This window comes from Myroides pelagicus, from assembly GCF_009711055.1.
Lineage (GTDB): Bacteria > Bacteroidota > Bacteroidia > Flavobacteriales > Flavobacteriaceae > Flavobacterium > Flavobacterium pelagicum.
In genome coordinates, this window is sequence record NZ_WMJY01000015.1 from 51,907 (window position 1) to 77,863 (window position 25,957).

Sequence of the window (25,957 nt, forward strand, 5' to 3'; positions counted from 1 at the left end):
TCTACTATGGCTGATCTAATTCAAGAATTACAAGACTCCTTATGTCTTTCCAAAAAAGATAGTTTACTGGCTAGTACTTACTTTAAAAGAGTTGTTTACCCAAAAGGAACTTATTTACAAGAAATAGGTAGCCCTTGCAATAAATTGTATTTCTTAGTACAGGGAAATATTCGAATTTTCAACTTAGTTAAAGCAAAAGAAATCACCCAATGGATTAGCATTCCTGGATACTTTGTTACTAACCTCTCTGCTTGGTTGTTTGATTACCCAAATACTTGGAACTTACAAGCACTCAATGAGATTGTCGTCTATGAAATCACAAAGACAGACTATGCTTCACTTCCTCAAGTAATCAGTAATTGGTATCAAAAAGAACGCTTCTTTATCGGACATTGCTTCCTTCAAATGGAAAGCCGTATCAATCAATTCTTATCACTCAATAGTGAGGAGCGTTACCTTGCTTTTTGCAAAGAGCACCTATTCCTGTTCAATGAAGTACCTCATCAGTATATTGCTTCCCTTCTAGGTATGACCTCAGAGACCTTGAGTCGCCTCCGAAATACTCGTGCTAAACAATAGATTTCATCTGTTTTTTTGTTGATCTAAATCAAAAAATATCTTTTTTTTATCAGCCATCTTTGCTGTATAAATTATCAGATTATGAAACTACGTACTGAAATTAAGATTATTGGAACACCTGAACAGATTTGGGAATGCCTTACTGACTTTACTTCTTATCTAGACTGGAACCCTTTCATTAAAAGTATAAAAGGTGAAGCAAAACAACACGCCAAACTACAAGTACAAATCGATACTATGACATTTACCCCTATAGTAATAGAAGCTATTGCTTGTGTACGCTTCAGCTGGTTGGGCAAACTATTCATCAAAGGATTATTTGACGGATTGCATAGTTTCGAAATTACTCCATTGGCAAATGGCACTTGCTTATTAGTCCAGCAAGAAGAGTTTAAGGGAATTCTTGTCCCTCTACTGGCTAAAAAGTTAAAAACAGAAACGCTCGCAGGATTTCACGCGATGAACAAAGCGCTTAAACAAAGAGTAGAGCAATCGGAGTAATACATTGTGTTTTTTTGTATATTGAGGCAGTTATTAAAACAAGCCTTTAGCAATTCCAATGACTAAAAAAACACCAAACAAATGAATTTTGAACAAGCACTTCAACAAAAGATTGACCTAAAAACAAAACCTCTAAAAGCACTAGGTAAGCTCGAAACCATCGCCTACCAAATCGCTAAAATACAACAGAGCTTAACCCCTGAGCTATCCATGCCTCATCTGCTAGTCTATGCTGCTGATCACGGACTGGCTAAAGAGGGAGTAAGTGCTTACCCACAAGAAGTAACCCCACAGATGGTCTATAATTTTCTTAATGGTGGTGCGGCAATCAATGTGTTTTGTAATCAAAATCATATTAATCTACAAATCATCGATGCAGGAGTAAACGCTGATTTCCCTCCTCATCCTGCTTTAATCTCTTCCAAAACAGCCTACGGTACAGCTAATATGCTCAAAGAAAAAGCGATGAGCAAAGAACAGTTGGACTACTGTTTTCGTGAAGCAGAAAATCATATCCTAGCGATTGCAGAGGCTGGTTGTACGATTATTGGTTTTGGAGAAATGGGTATTGGCAACACATCTGCAGCTTCTCTATTGATGAGTAGTTTACTAGATTTACCCATCGCTGACTGTACTGGAAGGGGAACAGGTGTCGATGACGCTCAATACAAACGCAAACAAGCCATCTTACAACAAGTACTTGATACACACAACGAACTGAATTCTCCACTGGATAAGTTACAAGCAATGGGTGGATTTGAAATAGCGCAAATATGCGCTGCTATGTTAACCGCGTATAAACACAATATGATTATCCTAGTAGATGGTTTTATCTGTTCTAGTGCTTTCTTAGTCGCCTATCATTTAAATCCTGCTATTGTTGATAACGCGATCTTCTGTCATCAATCAGATGAGCTAGGTCACCGTACTTTATTGGACAAATTGGGGGTATCACCTATATTAAACCTTCAACTTCGTTTAGGAGAAGGAACAGGATGTGCTCTTGCCTATCCTATTATTCAAAGTGCAGTTAATTTCCTCAATGAAATGGCTAGTTTTGAATCTGCTAATGTATCCAATAAATAATGAGAAAAGAGCTAACCTATTTGGGTACTGCTATCATGTTCTTTACACGAATCCCTATCCCGTTTAAGCTACCCTATAGTACCGAAATAATGAATAAGTCACAAAAGTATTTTCCCTTTGTAGGAATTATTGTTGGACTATTTACAGCATTAGTATATGCTGGAGCCATGACCTTTTTTTCAGTTCAAATCAGTATGATCATTGCTACAATAGCGAGTGTACTCCTGACCGGGGCTTTCCACGAAGATGGTTTTACAGATAGTTGTGATGCTTTTGGTGGAGGTTATGGCAAAGAAAAGATCATGACCATCATGAAAGACAGCCGCATTGGTGCTTATGGAGTGATTGGTATTATTTTATTGCTACTGTTAAAAATCACCACCCTTACAGAGATAGGTACTCACAGTACTCCTCTAGTCATATTCACTCTGATTAGTGGACATGCTGTTAGTCGTTTCCACGCTGGTATGGCTATCTACACCCACGAATATGTTCAAGATATAGATAAGAGCAAATCCAAACCACTTGCCAGCAAAAGACTACCATGGGCAAACGTATTGATCGGTTTCGGGACAATACTTATTCCCTTTGTCATCTACCAACAATGGCTATTGCTAATGGCTATTCCGATTAGTTACTTGGGTAAAATATACTTAACTTATTACTTCAAAAAACACATTGGAGGCTACACTGGCGATGGCCTAGGAGCAATCCAACAAGTTAGTGAAGTCATCTACTATCTAACCATTCTTGCCCTATGCTCGTATATGTAATTCGCCACACCCCCGTTGACCTGCCTAAAGGATATTGCTATGGACAGACTGATGTACCCCTGAGAAAAGATTTCGAATACAACTTAAAACAAATATCAGCAACATTGCCTAGTGAATTTGACCAAGTGTACACGAGTCCTCTTCAGCGATGCCAAATATTAGCCAATACATTCTCTAGTCCTGTAGTTACTGACCCTAGACTGATGGAACTTCATTTTGGCGATTGGGAAATGAGGACATGGGACACTATACCCAAAGAAGAAATTGACCAGTGGAGCGCTAACCTAGAGGTAGTATCTCCTCCAAATGGGGAAAACTTGGCTACACTCAATCTTCGCATTCATGATTTCCTCCATGACTTAAGAAGTAAATCTTACAAAAAAGTACTTATCGTTACTCATGGTGGACCTATCCGCTGTATTTGGCAATATCTTTTAGGCTTTCCTATTGAGCATACATTCCGGATTCCAATTGGGTTCAATGAAGTACTTGTATTTCATCTAGGAGAAAATCAACAAGCTGACTATATGATACAAAAACAATAAGTTTTTGTATCAAAAAAAGAGACGTACTCTAATTAAATAGATTACGTCTCTTTTTAAATTTTTATTGTCGTGCACAATACTATTGTGCTAATTCTTCATTTACTTCAGCTACTTTTTTTACAGCTAAAGGATTATAAGCTATTACTTCTAATTCTTTTTTCATTAAATCAACATAGTAATAATTCACATTATCATCTTTGTCAAAAGCACCATTCTTATTGATGTCTTCGACAGTTCGGAAATACAAACGGTGTTGTGCATCGACCACTGTCCAATCCAAAAACTCTTGAAGATCAACGGTTAATTTCATAAACCCTGTACCATCAACTTCTGAGATATACAACGTCTTAATATCATTCGCGTCAATTAGACCGTCTTTATTAGTATCCTTGTCATATACGCGATAGACTATATAGTGTTTTTTATAGCGCTCGGCGATTGACTTCAAATAAGTAGCAGAATAAATCATCACCTTCTGCTCTGTCAAAGGACGAATATCCAGCGAATCCTTGTGCTGAAACATTATATTAGCCAAATTCCCTGTTAGTTCATCTGGCGAAAAATTTGAAACCGTATATGAATATTGATTAATTTTCCCGCTATACTTTGATCCTGTACTATAAACGCGTACTTCGCCCACTGGATGTAATAGATAATCTGTCTCCCCCATAGTGATAGGCAAATCTGAGATACGAATATCCTCCACACTACTTAACTCTCGCTGATTATCCTTTGTATCTACAGTAGTAACTTCTGCTTTGTCTGGATAAATTACTTTTGGCTTCTCTTCCTGCTGACATCCCATCGCTACAAAGCCCAAAATCATTGATAATACACCTATTTTTACTTTCATAATTCGAAAACTTAAACACTTCAAAGATAACGGATTTTTCAGATATTCTGAATGTATATTTATCACACACCATTCCCTTGACTAAATTCAATTTCAAGACCTTACTCCACAATACAAAAAATTCTTTTTCCTCTATTTAGATTGGTCGTTTTCTAATAAATGTAACTTTGCTTATCAAGTTATATTCAACTTCATAAATAACAACAACTATTACTTTATCCATTCCCATTCGACCACTTACTTCCTCTTGATCAATAACTTTATTGTCAAAAACTATTCTATTTTTAATAACTGCGTGAAGATTGGGCGATTGCTCAAAAACAGTGTTATAAATATTCTCTAAATCTTGTAGCCCATCAATAAAAGGCACTTCTTCGCCAAAGTTATAAATCTTAATATCCGCTGTATAGAGCGATAAAAAGTCTGCTAAATTTCTTTGATTATAAGCGTCTAATTGCTTTTGAACTATTTTTTCTGCTGTATTACTTTGTTCTAACATATTACCTTACTTAAATTTATTTATTCAATAATTCATTGTAATTCACTAATTATCAATTAATTTATCGCTATTTTAAAATACGAAAAGCTAATGAACTTGACAATCTCAAATTAGCTAAAAAATGTATTCATTGCGAATGATCAGGCATCCCTATGCTGCCAACACGCTCTCTTCAAAAAGTTTCTTCTCTTTTTTTAAAAAAATCTAAGCTGACTATACGGAAATTGTAGTCTTTTCCCTCTCATTTGTTGCCAAGGTTGAGCCATTCGTGCAGTATTCGTGCAGAATACAAGCCCAGAAGCCAGAAGCAAGTTCTTGGCAAGAAAACCTCAAGCATACTGCACGTATTCTGCAATCATCAGCGAATAAAAAAAAACACCAGGTCGATTCTCTAGCATAGTGTGCAAAAAATAGGATTACCCCAGTGGAGTAATCCTTATTTTAATTTTTTATTATTCCCAAAATATTGAAAATACACTTTCATCTACTTTCTAAAAAAATGCGTAGTGAATACGGCTACATTATCCATGCGGTCAGTTACGCGTATTTCAACTTCATTTTTTCCAGACACCACTACTCCATCACTAAACTGATGAATAATCTTCTTAGTCTTGTGATCGTAATCTAACAAAATCCACTTACCGTTGATACTTCCCTCGATTGTAGCAATTCCGGATAAGTCATCACTAACCATAAAAGATATTTGCTTTTCATTACTCAACCATTTACCTTCAGGAAAACTCTCATTGTAAATCCTAGGTGCAGTATCATCCACCATCAGCTGGTATTCGCCAAACGACTTCGTATAAATTGTATATTTAGAACCCTTCTTATACGTTTTATAAAAGTCTTTACGTCCTTTATCGTCAATTCTACCAATAAACGTTTTTGCAGGGTTCTCAATAATCATATCAGTCGTATCAAAAGAAACCGTCATTTTCTTTTTAAACGCTACAACAGGCTCTCCTACTTTTAAAACCTGATTATCAGCACTTATATCAATAGCTAAATCATGATAAAAAGTAGAAGCGGGAATACTGATACTTGCGAACCCGCGTTCAAATATATAATCGCGATCTGCATTAATTTTAAATTCCCCTTGCTCAGGTGTACGAGGAAGAGAAGCAGACATTGGACTATACTCAATTGGTATAACTACCGTGCGTTGATTACCGTGAAAATCACACAATACAATCTTATACGTATAACTTTCGCCAGGCTGCACATCAATAATCCCTTTCGTTTGATTGTATTTTAAGACCGACAATTTATAAGGGCGTTCAATAAAAAGCTTTTGCACTTTAGTCCTTGTCTTGACATAGCGCTGATAGTCAATCAAGGCATTAACGGTACCTGACTCCGAAAAAGAAAAAGTATCAAAACGGTAGCTAAATGTACGCTGGCCATTGATATACGTCTCTAAAGAATATACACCATTCTTATTAGCATTGAAATTTGCCTTATCAATAATGTCAATTCCAAAACCTATTTTACCTTTAGCTTTCACTGTAGGAGCGACCAAAGTACCATCAGCTTCTGTCGTGTAATCCAAAAGTAAAGGATCACCACTGCTATTAGCAACTGCCTGCTCACTAATCGGGTAAACAAACAAATTATTGACCGTCGGTGGAATATTATCTGTCACGAGTTTATCATAACCTTCTTTAAGAGGATTAATGATATTTTGCGATTTCGTATCTCTTACTTCATAGTGTAAATGTGGCCCACCTGATCCTCCAGTATTACCAGTATAGGCAATAATTTGCCCCTTCTTTACAGGAACCTGATTACGCTTAAAAAACATCTCGATTTCAAATGACTTCTCCGCGTAATGTCTCTGTAATACCAAGTCAGCTATATCACCTGCATACTCGTTAAGATGACCATATACAGTCGTTTGACCATTGGCGTGATCGATATACAACGCCTTGCCATACCCCCAAGTAGAAACTTTCAATCTCGAAACATAGCCATCAGCAGGCGCGTAAACCGGTAAGCCAATGCGTTGCTGGGTTTTGATGTCCAAACCAGCGTGAAAATGAGTTCCACGAAGTTCACCAAAATTACCAGACAAATGAATAGGAATCTGTAAAGGATTCGCTAATTCAAGTGCCTCTTGAGCAGTAGCAGCGTAAAAACTACTACCAAGCAAAAGAGACAATAATAATTTTAATCTCATACTAACATTCATTTTGGCTAAAATACATATTACCGTATAAATAATAGGTAAAAACATTAAAAATGAAAGACATAACAAAATAAAGGGTTACAATCAGAAATAATCATCTAATTTTAATAAAAATCGTTTTTAAATTTGAATACAAATTGTAACTTTGTACAAAAGGTATTTGAATAAAAGTATAATGAGTGAACTTACTAACATAATCAGCTCTTTGGAGGTTAAGTTTGCAAAACTTGTACAGCGCCTAAACAAATTAGAAGCTGAAAACAAACAGCTAAAAGATCGTTTAGAGCAAGCAAATGAAGAGATTGAGTACAATGAGAAGCAGTTAGATGACATTTATAAGAAGTACGAATCCCTACAATTAGCAAATTCCTTATTGGGCAGTGAAGAGAATAAACGAGATATGAAACTCAAAATAAATTCATTAATTAGAGAAATAGATCAATGTATCGCTTATCTAACTAAATAGTACTGTACGATGAATAATGATGATCAATTAAGAATAAAAATATCAATTGCAGATAGAATCTATCCGCTGACAGTGAGTTACTCTCAGGAAGAAGCCCTCAGGAGCGCCTCAAAAAAAATTGATACAATGATACATCAATTCGAAGAGAACTATGCCGTACGAGATAAACAAGATGTTTTGGCTATGTGTGCACTACAATTTGCCTCACAGACAGAACAGACAACAATAGATACATCAGAAGGGTATAACAAAGCCCTGGATCGACTACTCAAATTAGACGAAGCTATTGAGCGAATACTCAATAAATAAGTAATGAAAACGCTTGCTAACAATAGCAAGTTTAAAAATACTGCTCACATTAGTATCTGTTTGATAAACTCAACACTAACAAATTAAAATGGGTGAATCTTTGCAACTAAAGCACGCTGCCTTGCGCAGATCCTTGAACAGCAAGCTAACTCAAAACTTGTTTTATCCAGAGTTTATGCAACTCAACTCTAATGTGGGCTTTTTTTATATATAATTTTGAAACATTTATGGAAATATTATTTGTCGTAGGAGGACTTGTGATTGGTTTAGCAATAGGATTTGCCATCGCTAGATACATCGAAAAAAATCACGCATCTTCTATCTTGCAAAGTGCAAAAAACGAAGCGAAAACGACATTGCGTGACGCCAAAGCTGAAGGAGAAGCTATCAAAAAAGATAAGATACTACAAGCAAAGGAAAAGTTCATCGAACTTAAATCAGAACATGAGCAAGTAATCTTGTCACGTGACAAGAAGATGGCTGAAGCAGAGAAGAGAACAAGAGATAAAGAATCTCAAATCTCTAGTGAACTTTCTAGAGCTAAAAAGGCAGCAGATGAAAGTGAGAAAAAGATCAAAGAATACGATCAAAAACTAGAAGTAATACAGCGCAAACAAGAGGAAGTAGAGAAACTACACCGTGCGCAAGTAGAACAACTTGAAGCTATCTCTGGTCTTACTGCTGAAGAAGCTAAAAACCAAATCGTAGAAAGTTTAAAAACAGAGGCTCGTGCTGACGCAATGGCTTACATCCAAGATACAATGGAAGAAGCTAAGTTAACTGCACAACAAGAAGCTAAAAAAATAATCATCAACACGATCCAACGCGTAGGAACAGAAGAAGCAGTAGAAAACTGTGTATCTGTATTTAACATTGAATCTGATGATGTAAAAGGTAGAATCATTGGTCGTGAAGGACGTAACATTAGAGCGATAGAAGCAGCCACTGGAGTAGAAATCATCGTTGACGATACACCAGAAGCTATTATCCTTTCTTGTTTTGACCCTGTAAGAAGAGAGATTGCTCGTCTATCACTACACCGATTAGTTACTGATGGACGTATCCACCCAGCACGTATCGAAGAAGTTGTAGCAAAAACAACGAAGTCAATTGAGGAAGAAATCATCGAAATAGGTAAGCGTACGGTAATTGACTTAGGTATCCACGGTCTTCACCCTGAGCTAATCAAGATTGTTGGTCGTATGAAATACCGTTCATCATATGGACAAAACTTACTACAACACTCTAGAGAAGTAGCTAAACTATGTGGATTAATGGCTGCTGAACTTGGATTAAATGTTAAGTTAGCTAAACGCGCAGGATTACTACACGATATCGGTAAAGTACCTGAAACAGAAACAGAACTTCCACACGCTATCTTAGGTATGCAGTGGGCTGAGAAATACGGAGAAAAACCAGAAGTATGTAATGCTATTGGAGCTCACCACGATGAGATAGAGATGAACACATTAATTGCTCCAATTATCCAAGTGTGTGATGCTATCTCTGGTGCTAGACCAGGTGCTAGACGTCAAGTATTGGATTCGTACATTCAACGATTAAAAGACTTAGAAAGCATCGCTAATGAGTTCAACGGAGTGAAAAATGCGTACGCTATCCAAGCAGGTCGTGAACTACGTGTAATCGTAGAAAGCGAAAAAGTAAACGACGATATGGCTGCAACCCTATCCTTTGACATCTCTCAAAAAATTCAAACAGAAATGACTTACCCTGGTCAAGTAAAGATTACGGTAATCAGAGAGACAAGAGCAATCAATATTGCTAAATAAAACAGAGACAATACAAGCTTATAAACAAAAAGACGATTGATTAATTCAATCGTCTTTTTTATTTTGATATAATCAAATGCTTAAAGCACAAACAACGATCTAATAGTTAGAGCTATTTAGCCCGCGGATGAAAACTAACCATCACATTGCGCAAACGCTCCGTACTCACATGAGTATAAATCTCTGTGGTAGTAATCGACTCATGACCTAATAACACTTGAATAATACGTATATCAGCACCGTTTTCTAATAAATGGGTAGCAAAAGAATGCCTGAAAGTATGCGGACTCACTGTCTTCCTTAAACCAGCCTGCTCTACTAAGCGCTTAATTATAGTAAATATCATCACTCGAGTAAGCCCAGCTCCACGACGATTGAGAAACACAATATCCTTTGCCTCTTTCTTAATCGCCATATGACTACGTATGCGCTGTATATAAGAAGTAATGTACTCCATAGTCTGCTCATCGATAGGTACAAAGCGCTGCTTACCCCCTTTCCCCAACACCCGAATAAAGCCTTCTTCAAAAAAGAGATCAGAAATCTTCAGATTAACCAATTCACTCACACGCAATCCACAACAATACAAAACCTCTAGCATCACTTTATTGCGATACCCCTCATCCGTCGATTGATCAATACAAGCAATCAACAGGTCTATTTCCTCCAAACTCAAGACATCTGGCAGCTTTCTTCCCGTCTTTGGACTCTGTATAAGCTCGACAGGAGAACGCTCAATATAACCCTCCAAAATGAAGTAGTTAAAAAAATTCTTTAAGCCTGATAGAATACGCGCTTGTGTAGTAGGCGCCACAAGATCACTAAGCTGATAGACAAAAGACTGCACTACTTCTTCGTCAATATCTTCCAAGCGATACGCTGTATCGTAACCTGCTAAATACGTCAGAAACTTATCGACATCACGAGAATAACTCTCTATCGAATTAGCAGACAACCCACGCTCTAAGCGGAGATAATTAACGAATGACTGTATTTTGCTTTGCCAGTAATCTGTACTCATATTCCCTTGTTAACTTAAGTACCCAAAGATACAAAAACAAGAAAGCCTCTCACAAAGAGAGGCTTTCTATTATAAACTTTTAAACTACGTATTCTAATTAGAATTTGTAAGTTAAACCAAATTTAGCTTCTGTAAAGAAGTTGTTGAATACATTTACATTAGCATCAACATTTGATAATGTTCCTTCCTTCTTACCATCAAATTTAACATTGTAGTTAGAATAAGACAATACATCTCCTAAGTGGAAAGAAATCGCTAATTTAGAAGTAACAAAATAGTTCATACCTAATCCTAAACCAGCTTTAACACCTGTTTGCTTAAGATCTTTATTAACAACATCTGCAACTCCTTGGTGGAAACCTACTCCTACTTCAGTATAAGTTTTGAAACGTTGTCCTAGTTCTAAGAAATAGTAACGTCCAAATACTCCAGCATATGTTTCCTTAACATACTTTTTAGAAGGAGAAGCTTCACCTAAAATTTCAGTAAAAACTCCATCATAATTATCTCCACCAACTTTACCGAAACCTAACTCAGCTCCAACAGCAAATTTGTCAGTTAACATATAACCTGCTTTAGGAGTGAATTTATAAAACGTAGTTTTTGTTTTAGAACCAACTTCTGGTTTAGTTGTTGAATTATTAATAGAGAACATTCCTTCAACGAAGATGTTAGACTCTTGGAATCCAAATGTTGGTTTTTCTGTTTCTTGAGCGTTAGCTGCGAATCCGAAAGCAGCTACAGCCATAACTGAAAGTACTAATTTTTTCATATTTAGCTATTTTAATATTTAACAAGTCAAAAGTACAGAAGGTTATTAGAATAGCGTATATTTTTAATAGAAATATAACATTAAGGAAACACTTAGTTCTTCAAAATTAACTTACCCGATTAACTTTCAATGTGTTATAAAAAAATAACGTATTCATAAAAAAAAGTTAAAACAGATTATATTCACATAGTTTTCATTAAAACTATAAAATTACATTACTTAAATATCTTAAATTAACACTTAAAATATATCTAAAACAACATTCTTAAAAGAATAACAATTCAATAATTGCTATTTAATTAGAAACTTTTAAATTCTTATTGTTACCGATCAGTCATTAAACCATTTCTACGGCAATTGACTAATAAATATCATTATATGTAATATATTTGCCTTACCAAAAGTAATAACTATGAAGATTATCATCATTAATGGACCAAACCTCAATCTATTAGGTAAAAGAGAACCGGACGTTTATGGTTCCTTAACCTTCGAGCAGTACTTCATACAATTGGAAAACAAATATCAAGAGATAGAACTTACCTATTATCAGAGTAATATAGAAGGAAAGCTAATTGATAAACTACATCAAGTCGGCTTTGAATATGATGCCATAATCTTGAACGCTGGAGCCTATACACATACTTCCATCGCATTAGCAGATGCGATTCGCGCTATTACGACGCCCGTAATTGAAGTACATATCTCAAACACATTTGCTAGAGAAACGTTTAGACACCACTCTTATATATCTCCAGTCTGCACAGGTATAATTGTCGGTTTTGGGTTAAAAAGTTATGATTTAGCTATCGCTAGTATCCTAGACTAGAATTCACGTGCAAACAAAAAGAACCTACATATACTACCTTCTATTCTTGTTGCTGTGCCCGTTTCTATTACAAGCACAACAAGTTAATGTACTAAAAGGTATAATTGTCAATGAAGACAACACGGCGATCGACAAGACAAATATATTTGTCAAGAATACCCGCTTTCACACACAATCATCAGTTGATGGTCAATTTGCCTTAAACCTAGAACAAAAAACCAAAGGCAAATTATTTATACAAAAAGAAGGTTACCTCAATACAGTCTTAGATTTCAACTTTAAGAAAGAAACCTTTTTTAAAAAAGCGATTGTACTACATCAGCTAGACCCAAATAATGTCTTCGACTATCAAGATCCACAAGATGAATATGCTGTATTTCTAGTCAATCTAGCCAAACAACACTTCATCGATCATAAATATACTGTTGATTTTTACTCTAAAGCAAATATACAATTGGTCGGAGAAAGACAGACTTTTCTAGGTCAAAAGCGCAAAGACCTTGATGCAACACTAGACTTAAACCACTCGGATAAATACGTATATTTAGGAGAATTGGTATCAGAAATCACCTATGCCAGTCAAGATAAAATAAAAGAAAAAGTGACAGCACAAAGAGAAGCTGGTAACAATAAAGACATCTTCTTTCAGACAGGTATCGATAGTGAATTTAATATCTATCACAATCAAGTCAGCAACCAACTTAAATTACTATCACCCTTAGCCCCATATGCTAGTTCCTACTACACATTTAAGTTAATCAAAAAAGAACAAAACGAACTAGGACACACCTTGTACACGATAAGCTTTGAGCCAAAGCGCAATCGAGAACCAATCATGGAAGGTGAACTCATTCTAACAGATGACGGTTGGCAAATAACCGACTTCTATGGAGCGATGAATGGAGAGAACATCGGCTTAGACAAAGTCAAACAACTTGTAGTAATACAAAAATACGAGTACAACAATACACTCAACCGCTACGTAAAGACAAAGCAAAACTTATATATTAAAGGTAAATTCATAGTCTTTGACTACATAGGCCAATACAACGCTTTTTACACGAATTATGCAAAAGCAGAAGAATTAAGCAAGAAAGACTTCTCAACAGAGCTAATCACCTATACTGAAGATTTTCTCAATAGAAGTTCAGTGTACTGGGACCAAAACAGACCTACCCCACTCTCGAGCAAAGAAATTGAAAACTTTGCTAGAAAGTCTATTTTTACCCGTGAAAACACAAAGTCTATTTTAGACTCTATTGATAGACGAACAAACAATTTAACCCTTTTTAAATTTATCAAGGGATATGAATACTTAAACTCATACCAAAACAGAAACTACCACTACAGAGGGTTGTTATCAACATTTGCCTTCAACGCTGTACAAGGATTTAACGTAACCACGGGTATTGACTTTACAAAAGAATACGAAGACTTTAGACAAACTAAAGCAGGGACAATCGTAAATTATGGTACTTCGGAGAACAAGTTTAGATTCTCAGGTTATTTAACCCATATTTTCAACAAGCGAAATTACAATACACTTTCCCTATCAGGAGGTAGTACAATCCTACAATTCAATCAAAGCGATCCGATCAAAACTCCGATTAACTCTTTCGCAAGTGCTTGGTTTGGGAAAAACTACGCAAAGTACTTTCAGAAGAATTATGTAAAAATCACTTATTCACAGTACGCCTTTACAGGAATTAAGTTTGATTCCTCACTAGAGTATGCCTTTCGTTCAACCTTGAGAAACTCAATGGAAACACCACCTTTTGCTCCTAATCAAAGTTTCACATCAAACAATCCGTTAGCTCCTGATGACTTTGACCATGAGCCTTTTATAGACAATAGTATGTTTAAATTAAAGCTAGGAATGAACATTGTTTTTGACCAAAAAATAATTAGCTATCCAAACCAGAAACAATACATACCTTTATCACGATATCCTATCATTGCCATTAATTTAGAAAAAGGACTAAATGCAAGTACATCCAATTACAACTATACCTACCTATCACTCTCAACCTATTTCAACAACAATATAAAAAACTACGGAAACCTATTTGTCGGTATAAGTGCAGGAAGCTTTTTAGAAAAGAACGACATTTCTTTTACAGACTACAAACACTTTAACGGAAACCAAACTTTCGTAGGTTCGACCCCAATTTACAATAGTCAGTTTAACTTATTGCCATATTATCAATACAGCACTAATAAATCATATATAGAATTACACATGGAACATGACTTTAGAGGTTATGTAATCAATAAAATTCCATTACTCAACAAAACGAGGTTTTCTTTCGTATTAGGTTTCCACATGCTCGAAGTTCCAGATAGAGATGTTTACCAAGAGTTTAGCATTGGACTAAACAACGTTGGCTTCAAGAAATTCAGACCTTTTAGAATAGACTATTTCACTTCCATATCACCTGATGCACCAAAAAAACACGGTATCGTATTAGGTATAAAAGTATTAGACCTTATCCAAAAATAATAGACCTGTATTCCCCATACACTTCAAAGCTTTCCACTTTACGACGAACACTCTACAAAGATACGGCCAAATGAATTAAAAAAACGGAAGCTGTTAAACAACTCCCGTTTCTTTTATATCTATTATATATTATCTCTATATTAAACTATGCGTCTACACGCTCAATATGAGCACCAATAGCACGCAAACGCTCATCAATACGCTCATACCCTCTATCGATTTGCTCGATGTTTTGGATAACACTAGTTCCTTTAGCAGACAGTGCAGCAATTAATAGAGAAACCCCAGCACGTATATCTGGAGATGACATATGCGTCGCTTTTAATTGAGACTTAAAATCATGACCGATAACTACAGCTCTGTGAGGATCACACAAGATAATCTTAGCCCCCATATCAATCAATTTGTCGACAAAGAAAAGACGGCTTTCAAACATTTTTTGATGAATTAACACCTCTCCTCTAGCTTGTGTTGCAACAACTAAAATAACACTCAATAAATCAGGTGTTAAACCAGGCCAAGGTGCATCAGCAATAGTCAATATCGAACCATCAATAAAACTTTGTATTTCATACCCATCTTTATGAGCAGGAATATAAATATCATCACCTCTTTTCTCTATTGTAATCCCGAGTCTTTTAAACGTATTAGGAATAATACCTAAATGCTCCCAACCAACGTTCTTAATAGTGATCTCACTTTTAGTCATCGCAGCTAATCCGATCCAAGAACCTATTTCAATCATATCAGGCAACATTCTATGCTCACATCCCCCAAGTTGCTCAACTCCTTCAATAGTCAGCAAATTAGAACCAATACCTGAGATATTAGCCCCCATAGCATTAAGCATTTTACACAATTGTTGAAGATAAGGTTCACAAGCAGCATTGTAAATTGTAGTGATCCCTTCAGCCAAAACAGATGCCATTAAGATATTCGCAGTCCCTGTCACAGATGCTTCTTCAAGCAGCATATCAGTTCCAATCAACTTATCCGCTTCTACTCCATAGAAGTACTCTTCCTTATTGTATCTAAAAGTAGCACCCAATTTTAAAAAACCTTCAAAGTGTGTATCTAATCGACGGCGACCAATCTTATCTCCTCCTGGTTTTGGAATATATCCTTTACCAAAACGAGCAAGTAAAGGACCTACCATCATAATAGACCCTCTTAAAGCCTTACCTAACTCTTTAAAGTCATCTGAATACAAGTAATCTAAATCAACTTGATCAGCTTGAAAAGACATTTTATTAGGTCCTAAATTTTCAATCTTTACTCCTAGTTTTCCTAGTAACTCAATTAACTTATTTACATCAACAATATCAGGAATATTATCTATAACTACTTTCTCTGGTGTTAAAAGAACAGCACACAAAATTTGCAATGCCTCATTCTTGGCTCCTTGAGCTTGAATTTCTCCTTTGAGCTGATGACCTCCTTCTATTTTAAAAACACTCATTACTTTTTACTCTTAAACTGGTGGTTATTATTTTTGTTGTATTTTTTATTATTGTTGTTCTTCTGGGTATTAGAATGATTTGTTTTATTGGATTGTTTTTTATTAACCTGCATTAAGTTTGCAGTAGTAGACAATTCCTCTTCTTTTTTAAACAAATTAATCTTCCCTTTAGACAACTCATACAAGTGTTCAAAGATCACATCATCCTTAACTGTATCCTTATTCCAGCTTAAAAAACTCTTCTTCATATGATTAGCAATAACCATAATCAGAGCGTCTTTCATATCTCCATCTTCAAACTTTAAAGCCTCGTTAATCATATAAGTAATATTATTACCGTAGAAACGATATTTAGGATGATTTTGAGGATAATTAAGCTTTCCTGGTTTCAGATAAATAGTATCCTTAGTTGCAATAGGAAAAGGACAATCTACATCTAGTTGAAATTTAGACATCATAAAAAGCTGATCCCATAACTTATGCTGAAAGTCAGGAACATCTCTCAAGTGAGGGTTCATACTCCCCATCACACTGATAGCGTATTGTGCAGCTTTATTTCTCTCTTCTCTATCTTCAATTAAGCAAATCTGATCGATAAGGATTTGAATATGTCTTCCGTATTCAGGGATAATCAGATGTTCTCGATTAGTATTATAACCTAATTGTCCAATAGCATCTTTGGTGTTAAATTTCATATACTTGAGTAGTTCAAAATTAAGAATAGTGTAAAAACACATGAATAGTATAAAAGTAAAAAAACTTATAGAAGTAACCTAAAAAGCTTCGTCTAAAGCAAGCATTATTTTTACAAGGAAACAATTCCTTCAATTGTAGACACAGCTAAGTACTTATCAATGATAGCCTGAGATGATGGCATAGTTACTCGAACAGAAACACTAGTAAACTTACCTGTGCTAGAATTTCTAGTTAATATCTCTGCTTTCATACCGTCAAAAGCCTCTTCTACTTGAGCAATTTTGTGTGAATCACTAGGTACAATAAACTTATAGAGATAAGGCCTAGGCCAAGTCTTATCATTTTCTAAACTTTCTTTTAATCTTGCGTAGAAATCTTTTGTTTTATCGTCCATAATCATATATTTTTTAATCGACAAATATAATCAATTTTAATTTTAGTATTTTCAAAACTTGGCGTTAAAACACTTTCTACATTGACAATTTATTGTAATTTTGCACCTTTGATATTTACAGCAAAAATGAATAAAAAAATCATCTTAATTATAGGAGGACCAGGTTCTGGAAAAACAACGTTAATAGATGAGCTTACTAGATTAGGGTATATTTGCTATCCAGAAATATCTCGTGAGGTTACTAAACAAGCACAAGATAAAGGAATTACAAACTTGTTTTTAACTGAACCTTTATTATTTAGTCGATTACTGCTAGAAGGCAGAATAAAGCAACACGTAGATGCTATCAATGAAAACACCAATATAGTGTTTATAGATAGAGGAATACCTGATGTATTAGCTTATATGCATTACAAAGGCGATAGCTACCCTGAAAGCTTTGACTTAGCGTGTAAAAATCACGTTTATCACCAGATATTTTTACTTCCGCCGTGGGAAAACATCTACGAAAGCGATGAACAACGTTACGAAGACTTTGACCAAGCTAAAGAAATTCACAAACACTTAGTTGACACGTATCACAACTATGGCTACGAACTTATAGAAGTACCAAAAGATACAATTGACAATCGAGTTAAATTCATATTAGAACATATCTAATAAAAATTATATCAAGGGTTATAGTTTAAACTATAACCCTTTTATTTTAAGTATTTTCCTTAAATTAGTTTACAAATTCACATTGCCCTTAAGTTATGCCTAATACCTTAGACATTTTACAAAAATATTGGAAACACCAAAGTTTCCGAGAGCCGCAACAGGAAATCATTAATACAATAATGAAGGGCAATGACACCTTTGCTTTATTACCTACAGGAGCCGGCAAAAGTATTTGTTTTCAAGTACCCGCCCTTGCCCTACCAGGAGTGTGTCTAGTAATCTCACCATTAATTGCACTGATTGAAGATCAAGTTAACAATCTAATGAACAAAGGAATTAAGGCCACTGCAATATTTGGAGGAAATAGTTTAACTGATATAGACGCCGTGTTTGACAATTGTCTTTATGGTGGGTATAAATTTTTATATATATCGCCTGAACGATTACAACAAACTTGGATCTTAGAGCGAATCGTCAAATTACCTATTAATTTAATAGCTATTGATGAAGCACACTGTATATCTCAATGGGGAAATGATTTCAGACCAGCTTATCTTCAATTAGGAAACCTAAAAGACTACTTTAAAACCGCACCTATTGTAGCACTTACAGCTTCTGCTAATCAAAGAGTTATTGATGATATCTGTAATATTCTCAAATTAGACAATCCTGCACTGTTTAAGAAAAGCTTTTATCGGTCAAATATACTTTATGGGGTTTATACTGTAAATAGCAAGATAAATACCTTAGAAAAAATATTAAAAAAGAACTATGCCCCAACTATAGTCTATGCTAGAAACAGAAGAGAAACGCAACTCTATGCAGATCAACTAAACAAACTTGGTTATACAGCTACATATTTTCACGGAGGACTAACCTTACACGAAAAAAAGAAAAGACTACAACTATGGCTTGAAGAAAAAAGCTTAGTTATAGTCTCCACTAATGCCTTCGGTATGGGGATAGATAAGCCAAATGTCAAAAATGTTGTACACGTTCAAATCCCTGAGAACTTAGAAAACTATTACCAAGAATCAGGAAGAGCTGGACGAAACAACGAAAAGGCATTCGCTACAATTCTTATCTCAGGTGACGATTTATTAGAAAACAAGAAATACTTTCAATCAGGATTATTTGATAAAGATTATCTAAAAAAAGTCTATAGAAAATTAAACAACTATCTTGATATAGCCTATGGTGAAGGATTCAACACTTCTTATAGCTTTAATTTTAACCACTTCTGTCTACACAATCGATTTAATCACAAACAAGCACTCAATGCTTTACAGTTTTTAGACAGACAAGGAATAATTAAGTTCACTCAAACTAACAATAATACAACCAAGCTATTATTTACAGCCAGCAGTAGTGAATTATTAGACGCTATAGAAAATGAAACCATAGAGGAAACCATCCTCTTATTCATCCTTCGATACTATCAAAATATTCATGAAACTGAAACTAACCTAGACCTAGCACTTATATGCGAGCAAACAGAAATTGCTATTGAATTAATAACTAAAACGTTCGATTCTTGGCATGAACAAGGTTTATGTACCTACACGCCAGAAAAAAATGATATGACTATTGTATTCAATGAAGCTTGGGAAGACGATAGACCTCTTTACAGAACTTTTCAATTCTTAAAACAACAAAATGAACTCAAGACAAATCAATTTGAGTCTATGCTATTTTATGTTGAAAATACAGATATTTGCAAAAACAAAATACTATTGAAATACTTTGATGAAGACTTTCCTGAGGACTGTGGAAGCTGTTCAAGTTGCCTAGCTAAAAACAAAGACAAGTCTACAGTAAATATCACAACACTAAAAGATAGCGTATTAAAAGCACTTCAGGCACAACCATCAACCTTAAAAGAGCTCGCTTCATCATTAAACAGCAATACAAGTGACTTAATACTAACTATACAGATACTCTCTGAGGAAAATAAAATAACAATTAATACTAAAAATCAATATTCTTTAATCATATGAAAGACCTACGTATCATTTTCATGGGAACACCAGACTTTGCAGTTGGTATCCTAGATGCTATGTATCAAAATAACTATAATATCGTAGCCGTGATCACAGCTGCCGACAAACCTGCTGGAAGAGGACAAAAAATAAAGCACTCTGCAGTTAAACAGTATGCACTAGAAAAACAATTGCCTATTTTACAACCAACAAACCTAAAAGATGAAGCTTTTATTGAAGAGCTAAAATCTTTTAATGCTAACCTTCAAGTAGTCGTTGCCTTTAGAATGCTTCCTGAAGTTGTTTGGAAAATGCCTGAACTAGGAACTTTTAACCTACACGCTTCTTTATTACCAGATTACAGAGGGGCCGCACCTATCAATTGGGCAATTATCAATGGAGAAGAAAAGACGGGAGTAACAACGTTTTTTATTGACGAGAAAATTGACACAGGCGCCATTATCTTAAAAGATGAAACGACAATTGACAAAAATGAAACAGCTGGAGAACTACATGACAGATTAATGAAAATAGGAGCTGGCACTGTTCTTAAGACCTTAGACTTAATCGCTAAAGAAAAAGTAGAAACATTCAACCAACCAAGTGAAGAAACTAAAACAGCATACAAGTTAAACAAAGACAATTGTAAAATAGACTTCAGTCAATCAGTTCGACAGATACACAATCACATCAGAGGACTTAGTCCCTATCCTGCTGCTTGGTGTATCTTTAAAGATGGTAACGCAGAATTACCTGTTAAGATTTACTTATCAAATTTTGAAATAGAACCTCATAACTACACCACTGGAAGTATCATCAGCACTAAAAAAGAATTAAAAATAGCAGTAAAAGACGGTTTCTTACATATTTTAAGACTTCAACTACCCGGAAAAAAACAAATGAATACCAATGAGTTACTAAACGGAATCACTTTCTCAGTAGAAGCAAAAGCCTTATAATCAACTGACAAACAATCATTTGCAATAATTCAAAATTAAAGCTAAGATTATAATAATTATTCAAAAGCAAATTTTTAACTTTTTTTTCTCAAATAACTTGCACAATAAGAGAATAACCTTAAATTTGTATAGGATGTTAATGAAGTTAACCTTTTAAAAAAAATTATTATGAACAAAACAGAATTAATAGATGCTATCGCAAAAGATGCAGAAATTAGTAAAGTAGCAGCTAAAAAAGCGCTTGAGTCTTTCTTAAAAAACGTAGAAACTACATTAAGCAAAGGAGATAAAATTGCATTAGTAGGATTTGGATCTTGGTCAGTTTCTGAAAGAGCAGCAAGAGAAGGTAGAAATCCTCAAACTGGTAAAACGATTAAAATTGCAGCTAAAAAAGTTGTTAAGTTTAAAGCTGGATCAGAATTAGAAGGAGCTGTAAACAAATAAGAAATTAATTTCTTTATATCAAATAAAAAAGCCTCATTGAATACAATGAGGCTTTTTTTATTATTTTAGTTCTTGATAACAATTACACACAGTATGTCGAATTATACCAGAATCAACAAAGGCAATCTTTTATTAGCTACGCCTTCTAGCAATCCTTTAGATTTACAATTCTCTAGAAGTACTATACTAATTGCAGAACACAATTTGGAAGGAACCATTGGTTTTATCCTAAACAAACCATTAGACCTCACCTTAAACCAACTTATACCGACCACTACTTCTTCACTATCAATATTCGAAGGAGGTCCTGTAGAAAGTGACAAATTATTCTGTATTCACAATCGTCCTGATTTAATAAATAACAGTATACACATCATCGATGACCTTTATTGGGGCGGTGATTACAACCAAGTATTCGCTCTACTGGAAGAAAACCTTCTCACCAAACAAAACATACGTTTTATTCTAGGATATACTGGTTGGGAGTTTCAACAATTAGAAGATGAACTTGAAAACGATTATTGGATTATAGCAAAAGACATAAAGGTCCCTGAACTAATATCTACATTATCTTCTTACAAATACTATTGGAAAAACTGCTTAGCTAAACAAGGCAAACAATACGAATTATGGGTCAATACACCAGAAAATCCGAACCTTAACTAAGGAGTCGGATTTTTGCGTTTAATCGATTAATTAGATCACTAGCTACTTCTGTTGCAAATACTTTCTTTCTATACTTAGTGATTGGCTGTATTCCAATAATTGCATTGGTTAAAAACAACTCATCTGCTTTTTGAAGTTCAAAAGGAGATATCGACTCTTCAATCAAAGTATACTCCGGATGCTTAGTAATTAACTCGATAATCTGCTTGCGCATTACACCTTTTACACAACCATCAGTCAATGGCGGTGTTTTAATTACTTTATCCTTTACAAGAAATAGGTTAGCATTTAATCCTTCTGCAATATTCTTACTGTCGTTAATTAATAAACAGTTTTGATAATTATTCTCTTCAGCAAAGATACTTCCTGTAACATTAATCAATCGATTAGTCGTTTTCAAGTTAGACAACAAATGTGCAGTCACATAAAAATCTTTGTATAATTCTACTTCATATGGTGCATCAGAAAAAGTATACACTCCTTGGGATAAGCTCTCATATGTAGCGATAAATCCAATATTTCTTGTAGTAGGTAAATATTTACCTTGCCCATCTCTATATACCGTAAAACGTACTTTAAAAGCATTGTGATTTGACGGATTATTTGCTTGAACAAGTTTTATTACTTGTTCTTCAAAATATTCCATGGTAAATTCCATCGGAATGCGCATACGCAAAATACGCATTGATGACATTAGACGAAAGTAATGGTCTTCTAAGAACAAGACTTTGTCATCTAATACACGCAGTGTTTCGAATACTGCATCGCCGTAAAGAAATCCTCTATTATTTTCTAATGATAGGTCACTTGTAGAAACAATTTTGCCGTTAACATTAATCATATTTTACTTTTCTGATTACTATTAACGGCAAATATAAGTTTATTTGAGAGAAATTAAGCAGAACCTAACACTTGTTTTAGATCCATAATCTGATTTTCCCATAATTGCTTTGACTCTTCTACTTCATCTGGCTCAGCAAAATCAACTACGATTATCGTAACATCTTTAGTTAATTCATCTCTGTGTATACGAAGTTCAAAATAATACTCACTCTCCTTATCATCTTCATCTAACCATCTATATCTGACACGCTCATCAGCCTTGCGAGTTACTAACTTCGCCTTCTCTTCTGAGTCACCCCAAATAAATGAATAGATTTCTCCACGAGAATTTACATTCTCCGCAAACCACTCGCTCAGCCCTGATGGGTCTGATATGTATTGATATAATAATTGAGGAGATGAGTTAATCGAAAATTCTAATTCGTATTTTTCCTTCATAGCCATATCTTAAAATAATTTTTTCGAATATAAACATATTTTATAAATAAAAAAATCTTTTTAAATCAAATCAGTATTTGAATTATACAATTTTTGTTTTATATTTGCACCCGCATTACACAAGTAATCATAGACCAATAAATGGCGAGGTAGCTCAGTTGGTTAGAGCGCAGGATTCATAACCCTGAGGTCACGGGTTCAACTCCCGTCTTCGCTACAGCAATAAAAGGACATAGTCAAGTAACTATGTCCTTTTTGTTTATATACACATATCAGTTTCTCTCTTGCCCAATTTCCTTTAAAAATTATTGATTAAAAATTCGCTAAATTTGTGAAACAACAATTTTAATCTTCTATCACTATGAAAGATTTAACTAACTCAAGTATTGAGAGAAAAAACATACTAAATAACAACCAAGCAATAGAAGAAATATACATAAATCTTGGTTTTTATGGTTTGATGTTTGAAAACAAATATCGTTTTACTAAAAGTCAGGTAGCACAATATTTTGACGTTGATACTCGAACAATTGATAGAATCTTAGAAAACAACAAAGAAGAGCTTATCTACAGCGGATATGAGGTTTATAATGGCGTTAAGCTAAAACAATTTAAAGACCATATTTTATCATTTTTAGCAAAAGAAGATGGTAACGACATCGATGTCGTTACCATAAAACAAATTTATGGAAATGAAATAGATAGCCTAAACAAAACTTCTATACTTGGTACATTTACATACAAGGCATTTTTAAATATTGGAATGCTACTTACAGATTCAGAAAATGCACAAAGATTGAGATCTATAATCTTAGATATAGTAATAGATTTTCTAAATAAAAAATTAGGAGGAAAAACTAAATTCATTAATCAAAGAGAAGAGGATTTTATTTCAAGTGCTATCAGAGAGTATAATTATAGACAAGTATTCACTAACTACCTTGATTATTATATTACAGATAACAAATTTAAGTATGCACAATTAACTGATAAAATATATAAAAGTTTATTCAAAGAAAATGCAAATGAATATAGACAAATCTTGAATCTAAAATCCAAAGATAGTGTTAGAAGCACATTATATTCTGAAGTTTTAGACTTAATTGCATCATATGAAAATGGCTTCTCTGATTACTTAAAAAGAGAGTCTGTCTCGTCCTGAAAAAACTTTACAGTTTTTAATAGTANATGCTTGTCTCGTCCTGAAAAAACTTTACAGGTTTTAATAGTAATCCTAAAATAGCTTTACAGTTCTACATTCTAGTCCTGTAATTACTTTACAAGATACAATATTTTTAATATTCTTGTAATATGATTTAATAGTCTTTTACAACTTCACTGTAACTTTTTTTATAGTTCTTCCATCTTTTTTTGATCTCACCACTTTTTAAGTGAGCTTCTTGAGGAGTTAAGTAGTCTATACTACTATGTGGTCTTTGTAAATTGTATATTTTAACAATCTTAGAAATGTTGTTTACTGCATCTTGATGGTTGATATACACTCTTTTAGGATAAAATTCATTCTTTAGGATTCCATTGACTCTTTCAGCTAGTGCATTGTCATAAGGACTTCCACTCTGAGTCATACTAATTTGAATATCATGCTCTAATAATAATTTAGTGTATTCAAAACTACAATATTGAACACCTCGGTCAGAATGATGTATTAAACTCTGTCCAGCTTGCAATGGGTTTAATGCAATAGCCATTTTAAGGGCATTTAGACAGCCAACAGCCTCTAGGGAAGGATATAAACAATAACCCACTATTTTACGCGAATAGAGATCAGTTAAAAGACTTAAATAACTAAATCCACTTACTGTTCTTATATATGTTATGTCGCTAACCCAAACTTGATTCGACCTAGTAACTTCAAGGTTTTTAACTAAGTCAGGGTAACGTTTGTAAGGGTGATTAGAGTTTGTAGTTCGGGCAATCTTTTTTCGACGACGAATCAAAAGACNGTAGTTCGGGCAATCTTTTTTCGACGACGAATCAAAAGACCATGAAATCGCAGTAAATTAAAGAGCTGGTCTCTGCCTATTTTGATTGTATGTTCTTCAAGTTTAGGTTCTAAAAGATGTAGAAGCTTTCTAGTTCCTATAAAAGGCATATCCTTTCTAATCTCACTAACTAAACAAAGTACAATACTATTGGAGATAAGCTCAGTGTTTCTCCTTGTAATTGCTTCGTAATATGCTTGTCTACTAAAGCCAAACAGCCCACAAAGATTTTCTAAGCTAACTTTTGGGTGCTTGTTTTTCATAATTTGGACTGTTTGGCTCCAGACTTTTTTCTGATTTTTATCTTTAAATCCTGCTCACTAACTTTAATCAAAGTTTCTAAAGTTTCAAGCTTCAAATTTGCTTTTTCGAGTGCTTTTTGAAGTTCTATAACTTGTTTATTAAGCTTTTTTACAACGGTTTCTTGCTCAACTGGTTTTGCCATAACTTCTTCTCTTAAATTACTGAGTTTAAAAGTTAGTAAAGAATCTTCAATTACCCAAGAGTTAATTGTATTACGACTTATTCCATATCTTTTTGCTGCTGACCTATTACTAAAAGCACCAGACTTTATCTCTGAAACAACCTTTTGCTTAACTGATAATGGATACGAATTCCCGTAAGTTTTTGATTGATTTGTTTTTTGTTCTGTCAATTTTCCCATAATTATAACATTTAGAGTGTAAAGCTATTTCAGGACGAGAC

28 protein-coding genes, 1 tRNA gene and 1 other RNA gene are annotated in these 25,957 nt (G+C 34.4%); 18 read left to right on the plus strand and 12 right to left on the minus strand.

Features of this window, described 5'->3' with window-relative positions:
* The first annotated feature begins 6 nt into the window (after nucleotides 1-6).
* The 5 genes from GJV77_RS08085 to cobC all read left to right on the plus strand — a co-directional run bounded on the left by GJV77_RS08085 (nucleotide 7) and on the right by cobC (nucleotide 3,484).
* On the plus strand, nucleotides 7-579 hold the full coding sequence (locus GJV77_RS08085; RefSeq protein ID WP_155035871.1) for a Crp/Fnr family transcriptional regulator: 573 nt from the start codon (nucleotides 7-9) through the stop codon (nucleotides 577-579).
* Nucleotides 580-660: 81 nt separating this feature from the next.
* Nucleotides 661-1,080, plus strand: coding sequence for an SRPBCC domain-containing protein (locus tag GJV77_RS08090; protein ID WP_155035872.1), 420 nt, complete (start codon nucleotides 661-663; stop codon nucleotides 1,078-1,080).
* Nucleotides 1,081-1,161: 81 nt separating this feature from the next.
* A complete protein-coding gene (cobT, locus tag GJV77_RS08095) occupies nucleotides 1,162-2,166 on the plus strand; it encodes a nicotinate-nucleotide--dimethylbenzimidazole phosphoribosyltransferase (protein WP_155035873.1) in 1,005 nt (334 codons plus the stop codon).
* Entirely contained in the window at nucleotides 2,166-2,939 is a 774-nt protein-coding gene (locus GJV77_RS08100; protein WP_155035874.1) for an adenosylcobinamide-GDP ribazoletransferase, read from the plus strand. The genes cobT and GJV77_RS08100 overlap by 1 nt, the downstream gene beginning before the upstream one ends.
* Nucleotides 2,924-3,484, plus strand: coding sequence for an alpha-ribazole phosphatase (cobC, locus tag GJV77_RS08105; RefSeq protein ID WP_155035875.1), 561 nt, complete (start codon nucleotides 2,924-2,926; stop codon nucleotides 3,482-3,484). Before GJV77_RS08100 ends, cobC begins: the two co-directional genes overlap by 16 nt.
* 79 nt (nucleotides 3,485-3,563) lie before the next feature.
* On the opposite strand, the gene GJV77_RS08110 is transcribed toward cobC, so the two are convergent.
* The 3 genes from GJV77_RS08110 to GJV77_RS08120 all read right to left on the minus strand — a co-directional run bounded on the left by GJV77_RS08110 (nucleotide 3,564) and on the right by GJV77_RS08120 (nucleotide 7,015).
* Nucleotides 3,564-4,337 carry a hypothetical protein gene (locus tag GJV77_RS08110; RefSeq protein WP_155035876.1) on the minus strand — a complete coding sequence of 258 codons (774 nt, stop codon included), beginning with the start codon at nucleotides 4,335-4,337 and terminating at the stop codon, nucleotides 3,564-3,566.
* Nucleotides 4,338-4,473: 136 nt separating this feature from the next.
* Nucleotides 4,474-4,836 (minus strand): nuclear transport factor 2 family protein, encoded by a 363-nt coding sequence (locus tag GJV77_RS08115; protein WP_155035877.1) that lies wholly within the window; start codon nucleotides 4,834-4,836, stop codon nucleotides 4,474-4,476.
* Nucleotides 4,837-5,320: 484 nt separating this feature from the next.
* Nucleotides 5,321-7,015, minus strand: coding sequence for a M23 family metallopeptidase (locus tag GJV77_RS08120; protein ID WP_155035878.1), 1,695 nt, complete (start codon nucleotides 7,013-7,015; stop codon nucleotides 5,321-5,323).
* 184 nt (nucleotides 7,016-7,199) lie between these two features.
* On the opposite strand from GJV77_RS08120, the gene GJV77_RS08125 reads away from it, so the two are divergent.
* The 4 genes from GJV77_RS08125 (at nucleotide 7,200) to rny (ending at nucleotide 9,589) form a co-directional block, all read left to right on the plus strand.
* Nucleotides 7,200-7,490: a hypothetical protein gene (locus GJV77_RS08125; RefSeq protein WP_155035879.1), complete on the plus strand. Its 291-nt coding sequence runs from the start codon at nucleotides 7,200-7,202 to the stop codon at nucleotides 7,488-7,490.
* 9 nt (nucleotides 7,491-7,499) lie between these two features.
* The gene (locus GJV77_RS08130) at nucleotides 7,500-7,799 is read left to right on the plus strand and encodes a cell division protein ZapA (RefSeq protein WP_155035880.1); all 300 of its coding nucleotides are present in this window, start codon (nucleotides 7,500-7,502) and stop codon (nucleotides 7,797-7,799) included.
* A 67-nt stretch (nucleotides 7,800-7,866) separates the two neighbouring features.
* Nucleotides 7,867-7,974, plus strand: a non-coding RNA gene (gene ssrS, locus GJV77_RS08135) — 6S RNA.
* Nucleotides 7,975-8,026: 52 nt separating this feature from the next.
* Nucleotides 8,027-9,589, plus strand: coding sequence for a ribonuclease Y (gene rny, locus GJV77_RS08140; RefSeq protein WP_155035881.1), 1,563 nt, complete (start codon nucleotides 8,027-8,029; stop codon nucleotides 9,587-9,589).
* A gap of 112 nt (nucleotides 9,590-9,701) precedes the next feature.
* Here the strand turns inward: rny and xerD are convergent, their stop codons facing one another.
* Both xerD and GJV77_RS08150 read right to left on the minus strand, forming a co-directional pair.
* Complete coding sequence (xerD, locus tag GJV77_RS08145) at nucleotides 9,702-10,610, minus strand: site-specific tyrosine recombinase XerD (protein ID WP_155035882.1); 909 nt, start codon at nucleotides 10,608-10,610, stop codon at nucleotides 9,702-9,704.
* 97 nt (nucleotides 10,611-10,707) lie between these two features.
* Entirely contained in the window at nucleotides 10,708-11,382 is a 675-nt protein-coding gene (locus GJV77_RS08150; RefSeq protein ID WP_155035883.1) for an outer membrane beta-barrel protein, read from the minus strand.
* Nucleotides 11,383-11,794: 412 nt separating this feature from the next.
* Between GJV77_RS08150 and aroQ the strand changes: the two genes are divergently transcribed.
* Both aroQ and GJV77_RS08160 read left to right on the plus strand, forming a co-directional pair.
* Nucleotides 11,795-12,211 (plus strand): type II 3-dehydroquinate dehydratase, encoded by a 417-nt coding sequence (aroQ, locus tag GJV77_RS08155; protein WP_155035884.1) that lies wholly within the window; start codon nucleotides 11,795-11,797, stop codon nucleotides 12,209-12,211.
* Between the two features lie 7 nt (nucleotides 12,212-12,218).
* Nucleotides 12,219-14,711 (plus strand): DUF5686 family protein, encoded by a 2,493-nt coding sequence (locus tag GJV77_RS08160; RefSeq protein ID WP_162521591.1) that lies wholly within the window; start codon nucleotides 12,219-12,221, stop codon nucleotides 14,709-14,711.
* Between the two features lie 145 nt (nucleotides 14,712-14,856).
* On the opposite strand, the gene murA is transcribed toward GJV77_RS08160, so the two are convergent.
* The 3 genes from murA to GJV77_RS08175 form a co-directional block, all read right to left on the minus strand.
* Nucleotides 14,857-16,170, minus strand: a complete 1,314-nt coding sequence (gene murA / locus GJV77_RS08165; protein ID WP_155035885.1) for a UDP-N-acetylglucosamine 1-carboxyvinyltransferase — start codon at nucleotides 16,168-16,170, stop codon at nucleotides 14,857-14,859.
* Complete coding sequence (locus tag GJV77_RS08170; protein ID WP_155035886.1) at nucleotides 16,170-16,865, minus strand: DUF4290 domain-containing protein; 696 nt, start codon at nucleotides 16,863-16,865, stop codon at nucleotides 16,170-16,172. Before GJV77_RS08170 ends, murA begins: the two co-directional genes overlap by 1 nt.
* Before the next feature lie 110 nt (nucleotides 16,866-16,975).
* Nucleotides 16,976-17,260: a DUF493 family protein gene (locus GJV77_RS08175; protein WP_155035887.1), complete on the minus strand. Its 285-nt coding sequence runs from the start codon at nucleotides 17,258-17,260 to the stop codon at nucleotides 16,976-16,978.
* Nucleotides 17,261-17,386: 126 nt separating this feature from the next.
* On the opposite strand from GJV77_RS08175, the gene GJV77_RS08180 reads away from it, so the two are divergent.
* The 5 genes from GJV77_RS08180 to GJV77_RS08200 all read left to right on the plus strand — a co-directional run bounded on the left by GJV77_RS08180 (nucleotide 17,387) and on the right by GJV77_RS08200 (nucleotide 21,968).
* Nucleotides 17,387-17,920 (plus strand): AAA family ATPase, encoded by a 534-nt coding sequence (locus GJV77_RS08180; RefSeq protein ID WP_155035888.1) that lies wholly within the window; start codon nucleotides 17,387-17,389, stop codon nucleotides 17,918-17,920.
* 95 nt (nucleotides 17,921-18,015) lie between these two features.
* Nucleotides 18,016-19,917, plus strand: coding sequence for a RecQ family ATP-dependent DNA helicase (locus tag GJV77_RS08185; RefSeq protein WP_155035889.1), 1,902 nt, complete (start codon nucleotides 18,016-18,018; stop codon nucleotides 19,915-19,917).
* The gene (gene fmt / locus GJV77_RS08190) at nucleotides 19,914-20,858 is read left to right on the plus strand and encodes a methionyl-tRNA formyltransferase (RefSeq protein ID WP_155035890.1); all 945 of its coding nucleotides are present in this window, start codon (nucleotides 19,914-19,916) and stop codon (nucleotides 20,856-20,858) included. The genes GJV77_RS08185 and fmt overlap by 4 nt, the downstream gene beginning before the upstream one ends.
* A 168-nt stretch (nucleotides 20,859-21,026) precedes the next feature.
* Nucleotides 21,027-21,302, plus strand: a complete 276-nt coding sequence (locus GJV77_RS08195) for an HU family DNA-binding protein (RefSeq protein WP_155035891.1) — start codon at nucleotides 21,027-21,029, stop codon at nucleotides 21,300-21,302.
* Between the two features lie 93 nt (nucleotides 21,303-21,395).
* Nucleotides 21,396-21,968, plus strand: a complete 573-nt coding sequence (locus GJV77_RS08200; protein ID WP_155035892.1) for a YqgE/AlgH family protein — start codon at nucleotides 21,396-21,398, stop codon at nucleotides 21,966-21,968.
* Here GJV77_RS08200 and GJV77_RS08205 read toward each other — a convergent pair.
* Together GJV77_RS08205 and GJV77_RS08210 are read right to left on the minus strand one after the other, a co-directional pair.
* Nucleotides 21,961-22,809 (minus strand): aminotransferase class IV, encoded by an 849-nt coding sequence (locus tag GJV77_RS08205; RefSeq protein WP_155035893.1) that lies wholly within the window; start codon nucleotides 22,807-22,809, stop codon nucleotides 21,961-21,963. The genes GJV77_RS08200 and GJV77_RS08205 overlap by 8 nt on opposite strands.
* Nucleotides 22,810-22,862: 53 nt before the next feature.
* On the minus strand, nucleotides 22,863-23,249 hold the full coding sequence (locus tag GJV77_RS08210) for an START-like domain-containing protein (RefSeq protein ID WP_155035897.1): 387 nt from the start codon (nucleotides 23,247-23,249) through the stop codon (nucleotides 22,863-22,865).
* Between the two features lie 143 nt (nucleotides 23,250-23,392).
* Here GJV77_RS08210 and GJV77_RS08215 point away from each other — a divergent pair.
* Both GJV77_RS08215 and GJV77_RS08220 read left to right on the plus strand, forming a co-directional pair.
* Nucleotides 23,393-23,466, plus strand: a tRNA-Met gene (locus GJV77_RS08215).
* Between the two features lie 144 nt (nucleotides 23,467-23,610).
* Nucleotides 23,611-24,411 carry a DNA-binding protein gene (locus GJV77_RS08220; protein ID WP_193563676.1) on the plus strand — a complete coding sequence of 267 codons (801 nt, stop codon included), beginning with the start codon at nucleotides 23,611-23,613 and terminating at the stop codon, nucleotides 24,409-24,411.
* A 154-nt stretch (nucleotides 24,412-24,565) separates the two neighbouring features.
* Here the strand turns inward: GJV77_RS08220 and GJV77_RS08225 are convergent, their stop codons facing one another.
* Both GJV77_RS08225 and GJV77_RS08235 read right to left on the minus strand, forming a co-directional pair.
* Nucleotides 24,566-25,207, minus strand: a complete 642-nt coding sequence (locus tag GJV77_RS08225) for an IS3 family transposase (protein WP_162521592.1) — start codon at nucleotides 25,205-25,207, stop codon at nucleotides 24,566-24,568.
* Between the two features lie 304 nt (nucleotides 25,208-25,511).
* The gene (locus GJV77_RS08235) at nucleotides 25,512-25,916 is read right to left on the minus strand and encodes a hypothetical protein (RefSeq protein ID WP_155035895.1); all 405 of its coding nucleotides are present in this window, start codon (nucleotides 25,914-25,916) and stop codon (nucleotides 25,512-25,514) included.
* Nucleotides 25,917-25,957 lie beyond the last annotated feature (41 nt).